Origin of the sequence: Clostridium polynesiense, from assembly GCF_000820705.1 — a bacterium.
Classification (GTDB): Bacteria; Bacillota; Clostridia; order Clostridiales; family Clostridiaceae; genus Clostridium_AA; species Clostridium_AA polynesiense.
On record NZ_CCXI01000158.1, the window covers coordinates 37,929 to 52,381 of the forward strand.

Annotated in this window: 15 protein-coding genes, 1 tRNA gene and 1 other RNA gene; 15 read left to right on the forward strand and 2 right to left on the reverse strand. The window is 34.3% G+C overall.

Going from position 1 to position 14,453, the window contains the following annotated elements; translation table 11 throughout:
• Positions 1-35: 35 nt before the first annotated feature.
• The 6 genes from TA89_RS17240 (at position 36) to ffs (ending at position 3,259) form a co-directional block, all read left to right on the forward strand.
• Positions 36-431: a DsrE/DsrF/DrsH-like family protein gene (locus tag TA89_RS17240; RefSeq protein WP_040215220.1), complete on the forward strand. Its 396-nt coding sequence runs from the start codon at positions 36-38 to the stop codon at positions 429-431.
• 70 nt (positions 432-501) lie between these two features.
• Complete coding sequence (locus TA89_RS17245) at positions 502-1,629, forward strand: MBL fold metallo-hydrolase (RefSeq protein ID WP_040215222.1); 1,128 nt, start codon at positions 502-504, stop codon at positions 1,627-1,629.
• 22 nt (positions 1,630-1,651) lie between these two features.
• Complete coding sequence (locus TA89_RS17250; protein ID WP_040215223.1) at positions 1,652-1,879, forward strand: sulfurtransferase TusA family protein; 228 nt, start codon at positions 1,652-1,654, stop codon at positions 1,877-1,879.
• Positions 1,880-1,952: 73 nt separating this feature from the next.
• Entirely contained in the window at positions 1,953-2,729 is a 777-nt protein-coding gene (locus tag TA89_RS17255) for a sulfite exporter TauE/SafE family protein (RefSeq protein ID WP_040215225.1), read from the forward strand.
• 164 nt (positions 2,730-2,893) lie between these two features.
• Positions 2,894-2,984 (forward strand) — tRNA-Ser (locus tag TA89_RS17260).
• A gap of 11 nt (positions 2,985-2,995) precedes the next feature.
• An RNA gene (gene ffs / locus TA89_RS18150) (signal recognition particle sRNA large type) lies at positions 2,996-3,259 on the forward strand.
• Positions 3,260-3,414: 155 nt separating this feature from the next.
• Here ffs and clpB read toward each other — a convergent pair.
• On the reverse strand, positions 3,415-6,027 hold the full coding sequence (gene clpB, locus TA89_RS17265; RefSeq protein WP_040215227.1) for an ATP-dependent chaperone ClpB: 2,613 nt from the start codon (positions 6,025-6,027) through the stop codon (positions 3,415-3,417).
• 248 nt (positions 6,028-6,275) lie between these two features.
• Here clpB and dnaX point away from each other — a divergent pair, with 248 nt between their 5' ends.
• The 9 genes from dnaX to TA89_RS17310 all read left to right on the forward strand — a co-directional run bounded on the left by dnaX (position 6,276) and on the right by TA89_RS17310 (position 13,141).
• Positions 6,276-7,904, forward strand: a complete 1,629-nt coding sequence (dnaX, locus tag TA89_RS17270; protein ID WP_040215228.1) for a DNA polymerase III subunit gamma/tau — start codon at positions 6,276-6,278, stop codon at positions 7,902-7,904.
• A 115-nt stretch (positions 7,905-8,019) separates the two neighbouring features.
• Positions 8,020-8,361, forward strand: a complete 342-nt coding sequence (locus TA89_RS17275) for a YbaB/EbfC family nucleoid-associated protein (RefSeq protein WP_040215230.1) — start codon at positions 8,020-8,022, stop codon at positions 8,359-8,361.
• 194 nt (positions 8,362-8,555) lie between these two features.
• Positions 8,556-9,152, forward strand: coding sequence for a recombination mediator RecR (gene recR / locus TA89_RS17280; protein ID WP_040215231.1), 597 nt, complete (start codon positions 8,556-8,558; stop codon positions 9,150-9,152).
• A gap of 251 nt (positions 9,153-9,403) precedes the next feature.
• A complete protein-coding gene (locus TA89_RS17285) occupies positions 9,404-9,937 on the forward strand; it encodes a 2'-5' RNA ligase family protein (protein ID WP_040215232.1) in 534 nt (177 codons plus the stop codon).
• A gap of 14 nt (positions 9,938-9,951) precedes the next feature.
• A complete protein-coding gene (locus tag TA89_RS17290; protein ID WP_040215234.1) occupies positions 9,952-10,476 on the forward strand; it encodes a GNAT family N-acetyltransferase in 525 nt (174 codons plus the stop codon).
• A 208-nt stretch (positions 10,477-10,684) separates the two neighbouring features.
• Positions 10,685-11,062 carry a PH domain-containing protein gene (locus tag TA89_RS17295; protein ID WP_040215235.1) on the forward strand — a complete coding sequence of 126 codons (378 nt, stop codon included), beginning with the start codon at positions 10,685-10,687 and terminating at the stop codon, positions 11,060-11,062.
• A 90-nt stretch (positions 11,063-11,152) separates the two neighbouring features.
• On the forward strand, positions 11,153-11,428 hold the full coding sequence (locus tag TA89_RS17300; protein ID WP_052447592.1) for a DUF2508 family protein: 276 nt from the start codon (positions 11,153-11,155) through the stop codon (positions 11,426-11,428).
• Positions 11,429-11,507: 79 nt separating this feature from the next.
• Positions 11,508-11,762 carry a pro-sigmaK processing inhibitor BofA family protein gene (locus TA89_RS17305; RefSeq protein WP_040215237.1) on the forward strand — a complete coding sequence of 85 codons (255 nt, stop codon included), beginning with the start codon at positions 11,508-11,510 and terminating at the stop codon, positions 11,760-11,762.
• 287 nt (positions 11,763-12,049) lie between these two features.
• Positions 12,050-13,141, forward strand: coding sequence for a hypothetical protein (locus TA89_RS17310; protein WP_040215239.1), 1,092 nt, complete (start codon positions 12,050-12,052; stop codon positions 13,139-13,141).
• A 180-nt stretch (positions 13,142-13,321) separates the two neighbouring features.
• On the opposite strand, the gene TA89_RS17315 is transcribed toward TA89_RS17310, so the two are convergent.
• Positions 13,322-13,969, reverse strand: a complete 648-nt coding sequence (locus TA89_RS17315) for a DUF1700 domain-containing protein (protein WP_040215241.1) — start codon at positions 13,967-13,969, stop codon at positions 13,322-13,324.
• Positions 13,970-14,453 lie beyond the last annotated feature (484 nt).

A 14,453-nucleotide genomic window follows, 5' to 3' on the forward strand; every position in this document is an offset into this window, starting at 1 on the left:
AATTTAAATTAAAAAGTGATCAGGAGGAATATTTAATGAATAAAAAAGTAGCAATCATAGCAAGTAATGGAGGTCTTTTTGATGCTTACAAGGTGTTTAATATAGCAAATGCAGCTGCAGCAACAGATCAAGAGGTAGCAATTTTCTTTACATTTGAAGGACTTAATTTAATTCATAAGGAAGGAAGCAAGCAGCTTGCAATGCCTGAAGGAAAAGAGCATTATGCCGAAGGATTTGCTAAAGCAAACGTTCCGTCTATACCAGAGCTTATAGAAATGGCACAGGAAATGGAAGTTAGATTTATAGGCTGTCAGATGACCATGGATGCTTTGGGAATTGGAAAAGAAGAATTAATTGATGGTATAGAAGTAGGAGGAGCTGTAACCTTCTTGGATTTCGCAAAAGATGCAGATGTAACTTTATCCTTTTAATGATAATTAAGAATAAATTATAAAAACAATATTTTTTTAAAAATAATATACCGTAGGGGGGTAATTTAAGATGAGTTTAAAAATGGTAAATTCCCATGATATTGCAAAGAAAGTATTTAATAAAGAAAAATTATTTATATTAGATGTAAGAAACAGAGATGAGTTTAATGATTGGAAAATAGAAGGCATAAACTTTGAACATTTAAATGTTCCATATTTTGAACTTCTGGATGGAGTAGAGGGGATAATGAATAAAATTCCTTCTGATAAAGAAATATTAGTAGTTTGTGCTAAGGAAGGATCCTCACAGATGATTGCAGAGATGCTTTCAGAAAAAGGTCTGGATGTTACTTATCTCCAGGGTGGAATGAAGGCATGGAGTGAGCATCTGGAGCCCATAAAGATTAAGGATTTAAAAAATGGAGGAGCTGTATACCAGTTTGTTCGTATTGGTAAAGGATGTTTATCCTATATGATAGTTTCCGATGGAGAAGCAGCTATAATTGATGCTACAAGATTTGCAGATACCTATATTGATTTTGCTCACAGCCTGGGTGCAAAGATTACCAATGTATTTGATACACATTTGCATGCTGATCATATTTCCGGAGGACGTGCAATTGCTGAAAAAACAAATTCGTTATACTGGTTGCCGCCAAAGGATGCTTCTGAGGTAACCTTTAATTATCAGCCTCTTGAAGATGGAAATGAAGTTAAAATAGGAAATACTGCTATAAATATTCATGCTTTATATTCTCCAGGTCATACTATAGGATCCACCTCCTTTGTAGTTGATAATCAATTCTTATTAACAGGAGACATTCTATTTATAGACTCTATCGGAAGACCTGACCTTGCAGGATTGGCACAGGATTGGGTGGGAGACCTTAGAGAAAGCTTGTATAAGAGATATAAAGAATTATCAGAGGATCTTTTAGTACTTCCAGCTCACTTTATGATAGTCGAAGAATTAAATGATGATGGAAGCGTATATGAAAAGCTGGGTAAGCTGTATGAAAAAAATCACGGGTTAAATATTGAAAGTGAAGAAGAATTCAGAAAAATGGTAACGGAAAATTTACCGCCTCAGCCAAATGCTTATAAGGAGATTCGTCAAACAAATATGGGTAAAATCACACCTGAGGATGATAAACAGCGTGAAATGGAAATTGGACCAAACCGCTGTGCAGTTCGATAATAAAAAATTGGAGGTAGTTAAAATGGATTCAGCAAAAGTATTAGATGCAAAAGGACTAGCTTGTCCAATGCCTATTGTTAAAACTAAAAAAGCTATGGATGAAATTCAATCAGGAGAGATACTTGAAATTCATGCTACAGATAAAGGGGCAAAAAATGATTTATCAGCTTGGGCAAAAACTGTTGGACACGAGCTTCTTAAGCATGAAGAAGAAAATGAAGTTTTAAAGTTCTGGATTAAGAAAGCTTAGTGCAGAAAAATACAAAAGTAAATGAAAATAAGGGGAACCGATTAAGGTTCCCTTTCTATAAGGAGGAATAATAATGGATTTTGCATTTATAATCACCATTTTTCTCATCGGATTTATAGGCTCCTATATATCCGGGATGTTGGGAATTGGTGGTTCTATAATAAAATACCCAATGCTTTTATACATTCCGCCACTATTTGGTTTAGCAGCCTTCAGTGCACATGAAGTCTCAGGAATAAGTGCGGTTCAGGTGTTCTTTGCAACCATTGGTGGTGTATGGGCATATCGTAAAGGTGGGTATCTAAATAAAACCTTAATTGGATATATGGGAGTTAGTATATTACTTGGAAGCTTTATTGGAGGCTATGGTTCCAGGATGATGAGCGAAGGAACTATTAATTTAATATACGGAGTTTTAGCATTAGCAGCAGCGATTATGATGTTTATACCTAAAAAGGGAATTGATGATATTCCTTTGGACCAGGTTAAGTTTAATAAATGGCTTGCAGCAGGACTTGCCTTCATAGTAGGATTAGGGGCAGGTATTGTGGGAGCAGCAGGAGCCTTTCTGCTTGTACCCATAATGTTGGTGGTCTTAAAAATTCCTACCAGGATGACTATTGCATCTTCCTTAGCTATCACATTTATATCTTCCATAGGAGCAACTATAGGAAAGATTACTACAGGACAGGTAGACTATGCATCTGCAGCAATAATGGTAGTAGCAAGCTTGATTGCATCTCCCCTTGGAGCAATTGCAGGTAAAAAGATAAATGCTAAGGTGCTTCAAAACTTATTGGCGGTATTAATATTTGCCACCGCTATTAAGATTTGGATGGACATACTCTAAAGGTTATAAAATCACTAGGGGCTTATGCCCCTTTAGCTGTTTAAATGGAATTAATTTTACAGTGAAGAATTTATAGAAACTACTTGACTGTGAGTTATCTAGTTGTTATAATGAAATACGTCGCAGGAATGCGAGTAATATAAAAATTTTAGTTATGGTAACATGGAGAGATGTCCGAGTTGGCTTAAGGGGCACGCCTGGAAAGCGTGTGTAGGGGAAACTCTACCGAGGGTTCGAATCCCTCTCTCTCCGCCATTTAAACTTTGCCGTGCTAGATGGGGAGTTAGCGGTGCCCTGTACCTGCAATCCGCTACAGCAGGATTGAATTCCTCACTTCGGCTTTAACCTGTAGGGTCTGCCCCATATAAGTGGTGTTGAGAGTTGGGTCCCACGCAACGGAAGCCCGTGAACCCCGTCAGGTCCGGAAGGAAGCAGCGGTAAGTGGATCCTTTCGTGTGCCGTGGATTAACCTGGCTTGAGCTAACTGTATGGGTAACGCTTATAGGTTACTGCCAACGTGAGGTGCACGGTTTTTATTATAATTAAATATGGTGCCAGGCACCTGACAAGTGACAAAAATAAAAGGCATATTTCAGAAATACATCAAAAGGTATTTCTTTTTTTATGCCTTTTTTTATTTTTGCTATAAATGGATATTCTTTTCAATTAAATCCGTATGAAGCTTTTATTTATCTTTTTTATGGCTTACAATCATATCCTTTCCATCATAATCTACAGTGATTATGCTGTGAGGAGCAATGTCCTCTTTTATAATAAGTCTTGCAATTAAAGTTTCTACCTCTCTTTGTATAAAGCGTTTTAATGGCCTTGCACCATAAATTGGATCATAAGCCGCTTCAGCTAAATATTCTTTTACTTCCTCGGTAAGTTCTATATCAAGCTGCTGGCTCTTAAGTCTTTTTCTTAAATCTATCAATAATAAATCTGTAATTTTAAATATATCTTTTTTAGTAAGAGGCTTATAAAATACAATTTCATCCAATCTATTTAAGAATTCAGGTCTGAAGGAATGCTTTAAAAGCTCCTCAACCTGGTTTTTAGCTTCATCAGTTATGCTGCCGTCTTCTGCTATACCTTCTAACAAATAGGAAGAACCAAGATTAGAGGTAAGTATTATTATAGTGTTTTTAAAGTCCACGGTCCTTCCCTGAGAATCTGTAATCCTTCCATCATCCAGCACCTGAAGGAGTACATTGAACACATCAGGGTGAGCCTTTTCCACTTCATCAAATAAGATTACTGAGTAGGGTTTTCTTCTCACTGCTTCCGTTAACTGTCCACCCTCCTCATAGCCTACATATCCCGGAGGAGCTCCTATAAGCCTGCTCACAGAGTACTTCTCCATATATTCGCTCATATCAATACGGATTATATTTTTTTTATCATCAAAAAGGGTTTGAGCTAGGGTTTTAGCCAGCTGAGTTTTACCTACACCGGTAGGGCCAAGAAATAAAAATGAGCCTATAGGTCGATTAGGATCTGCAATTCCTGCACGTGAACGGAGAATGGCTTCAGTTACCCTTTTAACCGCTTCCTCCTGTCCAACAACCCTTTCATGAAGTATGCTTTCAAGGTTCAGAAGCTTTTCTCTTTCCCCCTCCATTAATTTAGATAGGGGGATTCCTGTCCAGCGGGAAACTATCCTTGCAATTTCTTCATCTGTAACTTTATCTCTCAGCAGAGAGTTTTCAGTTTGCTTTTTTTGTGCTAAAGCCTCTTCCTTGACAAGTTCTTTTTGAAGCTCGGGGAGTCTGCCGTATTTTAGTTCCGCTGCTTTATTTAAATCATAGCTTCTTTCAGCCTTTTCTATTTCACCATTAATTCTTTCTATTTCCTCCCGAAGTTTTTGGACCTTAGAAATAGCTGTTTTTTCATTTTCCCATTTAGCCTTCATAGCGTTAAAGGTAGAATTCATTTCAGAGAGTTCCTTTTGAATTTCTGATAAATGCTCTCTGGCAAGCTGGTCTTTTTCCTTTTTTAAAGCTGCTTCTTCTATCTGAAGCTGAATTATCCTCCTTGAAATCTCATCCAGCTCCGTAGGCATGGAATCTATTTCTGTACGTATCATAGCACAGGATTCATCCACTAAATCTATGGCCTTATCAGGGAGAAATCTATCAGATATATAACGGTTTGACAGGGTGGCGGCAGCTATTAATGCCTGATCCTGTATTTTTACTCCGTGAAATACTTCATACCGTTCCTTTAAGCCTCTTAAGATTGCTATGGTATCTTCAACGGTAGGCTCATTTACCATTACCGGCTGAAATCTTCTCTCCAGTGCAGCATCTTTTTCTATATACTGCCTGTATTCATTTAAGGTGGTAGCCCCAATGCAGTGCAGTTCCCCTCTGGCTAAAAGAGGTTTAAGGAGATTTCCTGCATCCATAGACCCTTCGGTTTTACCTGCTCCTACTATATTATGAAGCTCATCTATAAACATTATAATTTGTCCCTGGGATTTTTTTATTTCATTTAATACTGCTTTTAACCTCTCTTCAAATTCTCCCCGATATTTAGCACCTGCTACTAAAGCTCCCATGTCCAGGGAAAAAATTCTTCTGTTTTTTAAACTGGAGGGTACGTCCCCTCGAACTATCCTTTGTGCAAGTCCTTCTGCAATAGCTGTTTTACCAACTCCCGGCTCACCAATTAAAACAGGATTATTTTTTGTTTTTCTTGATAAGATTCGTATAACGTTTCTTATCTCATTATCCCGTCCTATTACAGGATCAAGTTTTTGATTTTCTGCCTTTTTTACTAAGTCATAGCCGTATTTTTCAAGGACATCATAGGTGTTTTCAGGATTTTCACTGGTTACTCTGGTATTTCCTCTAACCTCCTGAAGTGCTTTTAAAAAGTTATCTTTATTAAGTCCGAATCTTGAAAATACATCTTTTAAAGCATTATTAGGGTGATTTAAAAGTCCAAGCATTATATGTTCTACTGAAACAAATTCATCCTTCATTCTTTCTGCAGTCTTTTCCGAATATAATAAAGCTTCATCTACATCCTTGGAAACATAAATCTTTCCTGCTTCTCGTCCTGAGCCGGTGACAGCAGAAAGTCTTCTTATCTTTTGAAGCAGAGCTTCAGTGAAAGCCTCAGTATCTATATTAACCTTAAGCAGCATTTGAGGTATAAGGCCTTCCTGCTGAGTAACTAAAGCATAAGTCAAGTGCTCCTGCTCTATCTGCATATTATTATGGCTGAGAGCTAAAGATTGTGCTTCTTGAATAGCTTCTAAAGATTTTTGAGTAAATTTTTGCATATTCATCTACATCACTCTCCTGATTTAATTATACTCATCTATGGCTAATTTTATTTAATTTAAACTTGTTAATAATATAATTATATCAGTTAAATTTTTCGAAATAAACGGTGCTATCTGTCTCTGTTACTGATTAATCCAACAGAAGAAAATTATATATGATTTCTTAAAATTCTTTTTATTTATAATTGTAAAAACTATAGCGTTTTAGTGTATAATAATAAGGTAGAACACAAGAAATGAGGTGAGACACCTTGGCTTATACTGCGTTATACAGAGAATGGAGACCTAAAAATTTTGAAGATGTAGTTGGACAGGAACATATAACTGTAACTTTAAAAAATCAAATTAAAAATCAAAGAACTGCTCATGCGTATTTATTTTGTGGGACAAGAGGGACAGGTAAAACCTCCACTGCCAAAATAATGGCTAAGGCACTTAATTGTCTTGATTTAAAAGATGGGGAACCCTGCAATGAATGCGAAATGTGCACAAAGATTAATCAGGGGTTGGCTATAGATGTTACTGAATTAGATGCTGCTTCAAATAATGGAGTGGATAAAATAAGGGATATAATAGATGATGTCCAGTATCCACCCCAGGAAGCAAGATTCAAAGTATATATTATGGATGAGGTTCATATGCTTTCTCAGGGAGCTGTTAATGCCTTTTTAAAAACCCTGGAGGAGCCTCCTAAAAATGTGGTGTTTATTTTGGCTACCACAGATCCTCAAAAGCTTCCCATAACGATACTATCAAGATGTCAAAGGTTCGATTTTAAAAGGATAAGCACAGAAAAAATCACTGCGCTGCTAAGAAAAATAGTAAGCGGCCAGGGAGTATTTGCCGACGACAATTCTTTGAGTTTAATAGCCAGGATTGCCGATGGAGCAGCCAGAGATTCTTTAAGTATATTGGATCAGGCTATATCCATGGGCGGAGGAAAAGTGGAATACTCTAATGTAATCAATATGCTTGGACTTGTAACCAATGAGAATCTCTTTAAGCTTACTGATTCCGTCATTGAAAGAAATGTGGAAAAAGCCATGAATGTAATAGATGAAATGGTTATGGCAGGAAAGGATCTTTATCTTTTTATAAAGGATTTTATAGCTCATTACAGAAATCTATTAATGGTAAAGGTAAGCAATTCTCCTGAAAGCATAGTTGATATGTCTTTAGAAAATATTGAGCTTTTAAGAGAACAGGGAAACAGGATAAGAATAGAAGAAATAATGAGGAATATAAGGATACTGCAGGAATGCGAGGAGCAGGCAAAGTCCAGCAAGCAGGCAAGACTTTATTTAGAGCTTGCGGTTATAAAGCTCTGTAAAATAGAGTATGATACCTCTCCGGAGATAATTTTAACCAGGATTAATAAGCTGGAGGAGCTTATTAAAAGAGGTAGAGTAGCATTCCCGTCAGCAGGAGAAGAGGCTCCCAAGAAAAATATAAAAGTGAAAAGCACCATTTCTCCTAAAAAGAAGAATCTCAGCACCGAGGCTGAGGAAGACTCTTCTTCAATGATAAATGTTGATTCAAAGATAACTATAGATACGGTGAGAAGGGCATGGAAAGATATTCTGGACAGCTTTAAGGCAAGAAGGAATATGCTTATATATGCTTCCTTAATGACAGGAAGACCTGCCTCCTGTGAAAAGGGAATCATTGAAATACAGTACGAGGAACAGTTTGCTTTTAATAAACTCAGACTGGAAAAGGAAGATAACAGAAAAATAGTGGATGAAGTGTTTTCTGAAATATTAAAGGATAGGGTTAAGGTCCGCTACACTGTAGACAGAAAGCAGCAGGAAAGTAATAACCCCATGGATCTTCTAATAGAAGCCATAGGGGAAGATAACATTGAAATAATTGATGAATAATCTGTCTTGGTAACTATAAAATATACATTTTATTAAACCGGGGCATAAATATAGTCATAAGTACTAAAATACTATATAATAATATGAGTAAATTCTAAATAGGGAGGTTTATCATATGGCAAAAGGATTTCCAGGCGGCTTCGGCGGCGGAAACATGAATAATTTAATGAAGCAGGCACAGAAACTGCAGAAACAGATGGAAGAAATGCAGAAAGAGCTTGAAAATAAAGAATTTGAATCTTCTGTAGGCGGTGGAGCAGTAGTTGTTAAAGCAAATGGCAAAAAACAGCTGGTGTCAATAAAAATAAAGCCTGAAGTATTGGATCCTGATGATGTGGAAATGCTTGAGGATATGGTTTTAAGCGCAGTAAATGAGGTTATTAAAAAAGCAGAGGATGAAACAAACAGCGCTATGGGAAAAGTTACTGGCGGCTTCAACATGCCGGGATTATTTTAAACACAGCATTTTGAGTTTACAATGTAAAACAAAGGACTTAAGATTCACTACTGAGAATTGAAAATTACGATGTGATAATTTAGATTTAAGAATTGAGATGTAATCAATAAGAAAAATTTTTCCTCAGGGGAAAATTTTTTCTTTATGGTATTTAAATTCTTCCTTCTAGATTGTCTTAAAAAGGAAGTGAGAAATTGGATTTTTATCCAGTGGCTATAGAAAAACTAATTGAAGAATTTGCTAAACTTCCTGGAGTAGGGCATAAAACTGCTCAAAGGCTTACCCTTCACATATTAAATCTTCCAAAAGAAGAGGTGGAGGAGTTTTCTAATGCCTTAGTTCAGGCTAGAGGTACCATAAAGTATTGCTCAGTCTGCGGGAATTATACAGATTCAGATCCTTGTGCCATATGTTCAAATCCAAACAGGGAAAAGGGAGTAATCTGCGTAATAGAGCAGCCCAAAGATATAATGACTATGGAAAAGATCAAGGAGTTTAATGGGGTATATCATGTGCTTCATGGAAACATATCCCCCATGCAGGGAAGAGGTCCTCAGGATATAAGGATAAGAGAGCTTGTAGCAAGAATGTCTCCGGAAGTAAAGGAGGTCATAGTGGCTACAAACCCTACCATAGAAGGAGAGGCTACTGCTATGTACATCTCCAGAATACTAAAGCCTCTTGATATGAAGGTTACAAGGATTGCTTCTGGAATACCAGTAGGCGGAGACTTAGAATATGCCGATGAGGTAACACTATCCAAGGCTTTAGAAGGCCGTAAGGAAATATAGATATATAGGGACAAACAGGTGCCAGGCACCTGACAAGTGACTATAAATAATTTTTTGTAAATATATGGCTAAAGGTCTTTCCTTTAGCTTTATTTTTTTGTAGATTATATGAAATATATTTTTACTGTTTTCTAGAAAAAAATGGTATAATTGCGTATACATATTATATTTTTCTTAAGAATTAATCATGCTTATAGTTAATTTTTGCGTTTAATAAAGCATATAAAGAAATAGAGGGGGATACAGGTACTATGATAAAAAGATGCATTATGGTATTTCCGCGTTTTAAAAATATAGATTTAATAGAGGAAATAAGGGAAAAATATGATCCTCTTGCTCATCATGTACCACCTCATATAACCCTGATTTTCCCCTTTGAAAGTAATATCAGTGGAGATATATTAAGAGAGCATATTGAAAATGTACTTAGTGGTATAAAGCCTTTTTCTGTTACACTTAAGGAAATTACTCCTTCAACCTCCTTTGGTAATTACTTGTTTCTAAATATTACAGAGAGTAAGGAACAGATAATTCAAATACACAAAAGATTATACAGCGGTATTTTAAAAGAATTTTATCCTCCATGGCTGAATAACGAGGAGTTCATTCCTCACCTTACTGTTGGAAATGTGAATAATATAGAGGAATTCAATAAAGCAGTAGAAGAAACTAAAAAAATAAAGGATATATTTAAAACCACTGTAGATTCAATAAGCGTAGAAATTATAGATAAAGATGAAAACTCAATAATAGAAATGGATTTGAAATTAAATAATATTGTATGAAAGGGTGAAAGCTTATGACTAAAGTATATCTGGTAAAGCCGGGGATTGAGTATAAGGAAGAATATTTAAATATGATTGAAGAATGGAAAAGTACCGGCGAAGAGTTTACCCCCTGGGTTTTAAGCTTTGATGCCAGTGATTTTTCAGCACTTATAAAAAAGCTAGAGAAAATGAGTGTAGGAGAAGGGTTGGAACCTGAGTTTGTTGAAAACTCTACCTATTGGCTGGCAGATGATAAGAAAAGAATTTTAGGTGCTGTAAACATAAGGCACAGGCTTAATGAGGATTTATTAGACAGAGGCGGACATATAGGATATGGAATAAGGCCTAGTGAAAGAAAGAAGGGTTATGCCTCAGAATTATTAAGACAGGCATTGATTATAGTTAAAGAAATGGGCATGAAAAGGGTGCTCCTAACCTGCGATAAGGAAAATAAAGGTTCTGCTAAAACAATAGTTAAAAATAAAGGAATATTGGAATCTGAAGGTGTGTATAAGGGAATTGCTTTTCAAAGATATTGGATTGATTTAGATAATTAATGAGAAATAAATATATAAGAAGATAAGATTAAATAAGCATTTTTCAAGGAGAATAGTTCAATTACCTGGGAAATATTATACCATCAGTATTATAATGTCAGATACCCGGCGGCTGATATCATAAGTATGACATTAAAATTATCTACATTACGCAAATAAATATGCTAAAATTAAATAATATAAAAACTGTTTAAAGGAGGATTGAAAAATGGGGATATTTAATGGAGTAATAGGAAACGCATCAGAAATAAATCCAGAGGAATTAAAGGCAAAATATAAGGAATTATTATATCCGGGAGAAATTGTAGAAAAAGCATATCTGCTTATTAGAGATATGTTCATTTTTACAAACAAAAGATTAATACTGGTGGATGTACAGGGTATGACTGGAAAGAAAATTGAATATCACTCAATTTTATATAGAAGCATCACCCACTTCACCATTGAAACCTCAGGTCACTTCGATCTTGACGCTGAGCTTAAGATATGGATATCAGGATCGGATATGCCTATACAGAAGCAGTTTAACAGTAAACTTAATATATACGAACTTCAGAGGGTATTGGCTGAGTACGCTTCACGATAATTTGTCACTTGTCAGGTGCCTGGCACCAGCTTGAATACTTTTTCCTATTTCTGTCAAGGATTTCAGATAGTACAGAAATAGGAGGTTCTTATGTCGGAGAATATTATACAGGTTGATTTTAATAAGAAGGAATTAAAGGAAATAAAAAAGACCCTGCTTGAAGGGATAAATAAGGCTTTAGCTGATATAGAGGCTGCAGAGTGCTTTTTTCAAAACGCTACTGATCCGAAGCTTATAGAGGTGGCAATCTTTTATAAGCAAGCTGCTGTTACCAGATATGAATATCTCATAAAGCAGGCAAAACACCTAAATATAGGCATTAATGCAAAATATCTTATAAATAATAATTCTATACGTACCATATAGTAATATATAATAATATTATTATATTAAGGATGATAAAGTAATTTAAATCAAGAAATAATTTTACGAAGGGGTTGATGGCATGGACGTATTTATTTATTTTATTATAGCTATGGTTGCTTTAGTTTTAATAGTAAAATTGTTCTCATGGCCTATAAAAATATTGGTTAAGCTTTTAATAAACGGAGTTTTGGGAGCTATACTGCTATGGCTGGTTAATTTATTCGGGCAAATGTTTGGGTTACAAATAGGAATCAATGCTGCTACTGCTTTAATTGCTGGATTTTTCGGAGTGCCCGGGGTTATATTTTTAATAATCTTTAAGCTTTTCTTTTAAATAAATTAAATAGATGAAATGAAACAGACCACCTGTTGCAAGTGGTCTGTTTTTTAATTAAAGATGGGAGTAGGAAGAATTCTAATTAAAAATTATTGGGGCAAAGCCTTATATTTAAGAGGAGCATTATTAATAGCCTTTATACTGCTAGTATATGTACTTTTTATATTTGTGTTACAAAATAAGCATTATAGAAGCAAATAAATAATAAATTTACAGTAATTAACTTAAATGTGTTATAATAGGATATAATAGGCAGAATAATTTCATAAGATGGGTGGATTATTATGAAAAATTATTTTTCAATAGCGATGTTTAAAGAGGAATTTAAAAAGGCAAAGTGGTTTTCTCCACTGCTATTTTTAGTTTTGTTCATTATTTTTAATAATGGTGAAATGTTAAGTACTATTAAATTAAGTGACAGCAGCGGATTTAGTGCCTCCTATGGAATAAAGAACTTTATTTCTTTGTCCTGGGTTCAAAGCCTTAAGCTGATTTTCATATATATAATAGGATGCACTATATTAATGAATAACAAAATAAAATATCTTCGCTCAGAAGATTTCAAGGATGATAAAAGAATATCCTATTTAATTACCGAAGGAGTATTTTTAATAACTGCTATAACTATAAGTTTTATTGGGAATTTTTTAATAAAGCTTGCGGCTTATGGTATAAATAAAAGGATTTTTTATGATACAGCTCACATTGGAGTTTCATACCTGTTAAAATTTTTAATATTTCATCTTATTCTTATAATATTGATGGTATCCATAAGCCTTTTTCTCAATTCCCTTTTCGGAAAAAAGATTTCTGTAATTATAATGCCTATATTAGTGATATATTCGTACTTCCTTATTTTTGGGACAGGATATTACCTTATAAATGAAAGCCATATTAAAACAAGAAGCTTTATTAAATGGGTAGAAGAAGCTACTATTTATAAAGTTTTTAATATGATAAACTCAGATTTTAGGCTTGCTCTGCAGGACAATAAAATGCAAATGTCCATCATGCTGTTTATGTTATGCGGTGCTGTACTTATTTTTTTATTATCACTGATTTCCTATAGATATATGAAACCGGAGAGGCTGGACAGATACTTTATGTATGTGGGAGTGGAAGCTGTGGTGATGGGAATCATATTTTTTACATGCTCCCTGTATCTTTCTTTATTTACTGCGCTGATAATGATACTTCGAAGTGAAAATGCAGATATAATATGGGCATGGAAGTATTCATACAGGTTTATTTTTATATATACTGGATTAGCAGCTGCTGTTCGGTTAACTTATGTCTTTATAGCAAATAGGTATTGGGAAGTACTTATGGGAAGTAAATTAAAGAAGAGAAATCAGGATAATAACTTAAATATTTAATAATCAGGTAATTTAACAAATATAAAAATAATAAGACATCCTTTTCCGTGGGATGTCTTATTATTTTAAGCGGATATTAAAAATGACTGAGAGTGACTATTAAAAAGCATATACCAAAAGATATCAGCATTAAAGCTGTTAAAAACACCAATATATTTTTCAATGTAGGTTTTTTCATAATTAGTCACTTTCCTTTCCGTTTAGAGGATAGCCAATTTTTCTACCAAGCTTTTTCATTAATCCATAATTAAACTTCAGCATTAATATTCCTAATATAAAAACTATTATTCCTAAAATAACCACGCCTAATATTCCAAAAAACATCGCAGATTCCGGAAGTTTAAAAGGAAGGTTTACCAGATGAGGAGCAAATATAACGGAACCGGCAATAGCTACCCCTGATAGTGAAACTAAGATGGATGCTAAAAATAAAGTTAACAGTACAAAAAACAGGGGAAGAGACATAATAAGAAAAAATATAAAGCCCAATATGCTGAATATGGTTTTGAAGAATTTAGACAACATGGATTGTATAACACTCATTGATGGAAGCTCTACTGATGATATATCAGTTTTATCAGTTATTTCTGAAAAGCTTTCTTGATGAGAGGTGGTGATTTCTTCTGAAATTATATCCATATTTTTTATGCAGCTTTGAGCAATTATATACGGATCCCCTAAGCTGGTGATAAAATCATCTTCCGATATACCTTTAGACTCGGCATCTTTAAACTTGTTTCTATATTTATTAAGTACTATTTCTACAGAGGTTTCAGGATACCCTGATAAATTTGCTTCTAATATACTTAAAAAATCTGATTTTTTCATAACTTATTTTTAGTGAGGATAATTATAATATATATGAAAGACTCACTAAAATTTACCTCCTTTCATTATATACATTTAATTAGTACATAATAACTGATTGGCTGATTTTACTTTATATAAAAATCTTCTATATTATAATACAGTTTTTTTCTTTTTAATTAAAGTCCTCATATCTTATATATTAATACAAAAGATATTGAAATAAACTACTCCCAGTGTATCAATATAAGTATATCAAAGAAATATAAAGTAAAGAGGAGGAATGTGGATGGTTTTTTTCATTAAAACAGTATTAAATATAAAGAGTATATCTATATTCATGATACTATATACAAGTCGCTTGCGGCAGAGCGATGATAAATAAACAGCACTAAATAAAAACTTTAAATTAATAAATAAAAATTAATTTAAAATTTAAATAAAATGTGTTGACAAAACAAAGCCGCCGTGATAATATAATCAAGCGGTGAATGAAAAGCCGCAG